Source organism: Pseudomonadota bacterium (assembly GCA_026388275.1).
Lineage (GTDB): Bacteria > Desulfobacterota > Syntrophorhabdia > Syntrophorhabdales > Syntrophorhabdaceae > JAPLKB01.
Genome location: JAPLKB010000067.1, coordinates 1 through 4,248, shown reverse-complemented (window position 1 = coordinate 4,248; position 4,248 = coordinate 1). Strand labels below are relative to the sequence as shown.

Sequence of the window (4,248 nt, the reverse complement as noted above, 5' to 3'; positions counted from 1 at the left end):
CTGGCCGTTATTGCTGCAATGAGAAAATTGCTTCTTATCGCACATGCTGTATATAAGGGTAAAGTACCATATCGTGATGTATGATAAAAAAACTAAAAAAGGAGAGTTTTGGGCTTGACATTAATGACAGTATCTGACCCTACTGACCTAGTGACCTAGGGCTGACCCTAATTCTACGAATTCCACGGAAAAAGACTAAGAAAAAGAGAATACTTAAATGTCGATCCATATAATTCCAATAAATAAATTAAGCTCTGAAGCCTTACAAGGTGTTATTGAAGAATTTGTTTCAAGAGACGGCACTGATTACGGTGAGAAAGAAGCTTCTCCTGAAACAAAATTCATGCAGGTAAAAAGTAAACTTGAAAAGGGATTAGCAGTTCTTGTTTTTGATGACAAGACTGAGACTACCAATATATTTTTGGCAGATAACCCGATTTTGAAAAAGATTAAGATATGAGGTATTAAGAGTAGATGGCAGGAGATACACAAGAAAGTTCCGGTTATTCCATGGAAATCTTCGAAGAAGACGTTAAGGCTTACGCTTTCTTTTATAATAATAAAGGTGAATTTGTGAAGGAAATCCATATTAACAAGAGTATAAACAATGGTTCGAGGAGACAGGAAGCAAAATTATAAATGGATAACTGGCTTGTATATCTCCTGAAATGCAGCGACAGTACACTATACTGTGGCGTAACTAATAATCTTGAAAAGAGGCTTAACGCCCATAAGTCCGGAAAAGGGAGTAAATACGTAAGGGCACATTTACCTTTCAGCCTTGTGGCAACATCATCTATGATGAGTAAATCTGAGGCAATGAGATTGGAATATATCGTTAAGCAAGTGCCGAAGGAGAATAAAATTGAAATGGTCACTCATAACCGCACCTAACTTCCTGTAACAAACGAAAATGGATTTTTGAACAGAGTGCAAGATTACAAGTGGTATTTCCTTATGGAATGACAAATAAAAAAGGCAGAGCCATTTCTAACCCTGCCTTGATGATTATTAGTGGATTGTTACCCCAGATATTTCCTCTTAAGCCCTACGAGGCCAAGAAGGCCGGGGGCAAGGAGATATATAGCTGATGGGATGGGGACGGGTTGATAATTGTAAAATTCAATGTCTTTTATGCCTATTTGAGATTGGATTCCATCCTCTTGTGTCAAAAGACCAAACGTTAATGTCCCCTCTGTTCCAGCGTATTGTTTAAAATCTATTCCGTTAATACGACGCCATTCATTCAAAGCTAAACTTTCAGTATAAAACGATGTGATGAGGGTATCGTTCCAATAAAGTGCAAATATATCTCCGGTATGCTTCTCAAATATGTTCAAATCAAAGGCCATATATTGTGCATCAGCCGGCAGATTAATCCCCATGCTGACCAGCACCGGGGAATTAGAGAATAAATGGAGATAAGCAAATTCAGCAGCATTAACAACATATGCTTTTCCAAGACTATTCAAAGAATTTACCAAATTATACAAAGCATATTCATCTTCAAAAACTTTATCAAGGAGTCTGAAAACACTATTTCTCTGACTTTCTTGCCCTATAGGAATGGAAAATACAATCGGGGGCATTGGGAGTCCGGATTGAGCCGATAATTGGTATTCATTAACTTTATTCTGCAAAAGATAACTTGAGGAATAGCTGTAACTGTCTTTATAGCCTACCGTAACGGAATTATTGATCGTCTTATTGTACCAATCATATGAATAGGAGTGTTCGTCAATAGGCCCTGAATAATTGTAAGATTGTGGAAATAGCTTAATATTTTGGACAATAGGTGCACCATCGGAACGAAAACCTGTATAAAAAACACCATATCGTGATACAAAATTTTCAATCAAAGTTGAGCTTTTTATTTTATTCAATAAATTATCCAGATCAAGTCTGGCAGCACCGTTTTCCGGACCATCCAGAATGGTCAAACGTGTAACATTTTTATTATAATTGTTTTGCAATGAATCTGCTGCCCAGGTTGCAACTCCACTACCAAGACTATGGCCGACAATCTGAATATTTTTACCGTAGTCATTTCCCAAGATACCATTTAAAAAAGAAGCAAGCACTAAACCTTCTCCCGGAACTTCTTTATATGGAATAGAACCGATTCCTCCTCCAGCTCTTTCCTGCCAGTTCCAGGCAATAATATTGGCATCTTGATTCTGTTTTATGAAATTATTACCCATACCTGTTATCCATGAAGGTAATGTGCTGGATCCATCTGGATTCCATCCATGTGTAATCACAATAGTATCCTTATCAGGATTAAATTTATTTATATTTGATCCCAGTTTTATGAACTGTTTCGTATCACCGGAGCCACTGACATCAAGAATTTCCATGCTGTTGGAAGCATTTAGATACATTGCCATTATCTGCAATCTGGCATTGTTTACAGCAGTAGAAACGGTTGTATTGCTGGTTTGAGGGCTAATTTTTGATTCTAATGTAATGGTTGAAGGGATTACTGCAGCAGGATTCAACAAAACAGCACGCGTCTGTCCGTTAATGTTTGCATAGCCTGCTATCTGTCCTTTATCGTTTATGGCTCTGGCCTCCCAAAGGGTACCGTTAAAAGAACCCTGAAGCACAAGGCTATTCAGGTTCTGCATGGTTCCATTGGAGTAGAGAAAAGCGTTTTGTGCTGTATTGCCTGAACTAATATATGAAGACCCCACCACCTGGCCGGCGTTGTTGATGCCGTATGCTTGACTGTATGTCCCGCCAAGGGCACCAAGGTTCTGCATGGTTCCATTGGAGTAGAGAAAAGCGTTTGCTGCACCGCCTGAAGTATATGATAACCCTACCACTTGGCCAGCGTTGTTGATGCCGTTTGCATAACTGTGTGTTCCACCGAGGGTACCAAGGTTCTGCATGTTTCCATTGGAGTAGAGAAAAGCGTTTGTTGCTGAATCGCCTGGAGTATTTGCAGCCCCCACCACCTGGCCGGCGTTGTTGATGCCGTTTGCATAACTGTAATTTCCGCCGAGGGTACCAAGGTTCTGCATGGTTCCATTGGAGTAGAGAAAAGCGTTGTGCGCTGAATTGCCTGAAATCTGTGAAGACCCCACCACATGGCCGGCGTTGTTGATGCCGTATGCAGCACTCCATGTTCCGCCAAGGGTACCAAGGTTTTGCATGGTTCCATTGGAGTAGAGAAAAGCGTTTTCTGCAGAATTGCCTGAAGTATTAGTTGAATACCCCACAACCTGGCCGGCGTTGTTGATGCCGTATGCAGCACTCCATGTTCCGCCAAGGGTACCAAGGTTCTTCATGGTTCCATTGGAGTAGAGAAAGGCGTTGTCTGAACCGCCTGAGGTAGCTGAATATCCAACCACCTGGCCGGTGTTGTTGATGCCATATGCAGCACTGTTTGCTACACCGAGGCTGCCAAGGTCTGTTACCGTATAATTTATTGCACCTACGTCTGCTGATACGATAAATATTCCGCAAATCAACATCATAAGAAACATTATCTTCTTCAATGCTTTACCTCATTTTATTCATGTCTTTTGCAGTCCTGTCAGGCCGGAGTCGAGGAACATACTGTCAGCGATATTGATACAGGGTTCCCGCATTTTCATCATGTCCGGACAAATCATTTCTATAAAACATACCAGCTTCTGATTACAAAAATCAATTCTTATGCATCAAATACTCTGTTATGAATCGCCAGCCAGAGTATCTACGTTGGATAACCGAGAAGAAATACCTTTGAGACCCTTTGGCTTTCCGTCCTGTCGTCACCAGCGGTTTAGCTTTATCAGAATTAGTTAACATCGTATAACAATTATATTTTATTGTATGTAGGATATATAATACAATGCACGTAGGTCATTTCATACAATATGTGTAGGTTACGACAATTATTGTAACATGGTGGCAAGGAGCGGGTCACCCTTTGCGCTTTCATTTTTACGGTCTTCAGAACCCATGAGCGTAGTTGCTTGCAAAGCGTAATCCTTGGCTGTCTTGTTTGTACAGGCTATTTAGTTGTACGTGTTATAAAAAATCATACCAATAATGATGGAAGAGACACGCTTCTATTGATAATCCCTGCCTTTCAAGGAACAGCAAAGCTGCTTGCACGCATTATTCCAATTCTAAATCAAACACACATGCCGACTTGTCGGCACAAAAAGGAATGAAAATGTCGCCAGATGCCTCCTTTTTATAGTAAGAATATCCATGTAGTCATTCCAATAAGGAGGGGTCACATGGATATAATCGTTG

The 4,248-nt window shown here is 40.4% G+C and carries 4 protein-coding genes; 3 read left to right on the top strand and 1 reads right to left on the bottom strand.

What is annotated here, in order from left to right; all coding sequences use genetic code 11:
- The first annotated feature begins 217 nt into the window (after positions 1–217).
- From NT010_16940 to NT010_16930, 3 genes are read left to right on the top strand one after another with little or no spacing between them, the layout of a single operon-like run.
- Positions 218–460 (top strand): YheU family protein, encoded by a 243-nt coding sequence (locus NT010_16940; GenBank protein MCX5807729.1) that lies wholly within the window; start codon positions 218–220, stop codon positions 458–460.
- 14 nt (positions 461–474) lie between these two features.
- Positions 475–639: a hypothetical protein gene (locus tag NT010_16935; protein MCX5807728.1), complete on the top strand. Its 165-nt coding sequence runs from the start codon at positions 475–477 to the stop codon at positions 637–639.
- On the top strand, positions 640–894 hold the full coding sequence (locus NT010_16930; protein MCX5807727.1) for a GIY-YIG nuclease family protein: 255 nt from the start codon (positions 640–642) through the stop codon (positions 892–894).
- Positions 895–1,022: 128 nt separating this feature from the next.
- Here NT010_16930 and NT010_16925 read toward each other — a convergent pair whose 3' ends face one another.
- A complete protein-coding gene (locus tag NT010_16925) occupies positions 1,023–3,500 on the bottom strand; it encodes a hypothetical protein (GenBank protein MCX5807726.1) in 2,478 nt (825 codons plus the stop codon).
- Positions 3,501–4,248 lie beyond the last annotated feature (748 nt).

Excerpts from the sequence above, each read along its gene's own strand:
- NT010_16940 (MCX5807729.1), top strand. The coding sequence starts at position 218 with ATGTCGATCCATATAATTCCAATAAATAAATTAAGCTCTGAAGCCTTA.
- NT010_16935 (MCX5807728.1), top strand. The coding sequence starts at position 475 with ATGGCAGGAGATACACAAGAAAGTTCCGGTTATTCCATGGAAATCTTC.
- NT010_16930 (MCX5807727.1), top strand. The coding sequence starts at position 640 with ATGGATAACTGGCTTGTATATCTCCTGAAATGCAGCGACAGTACACTA.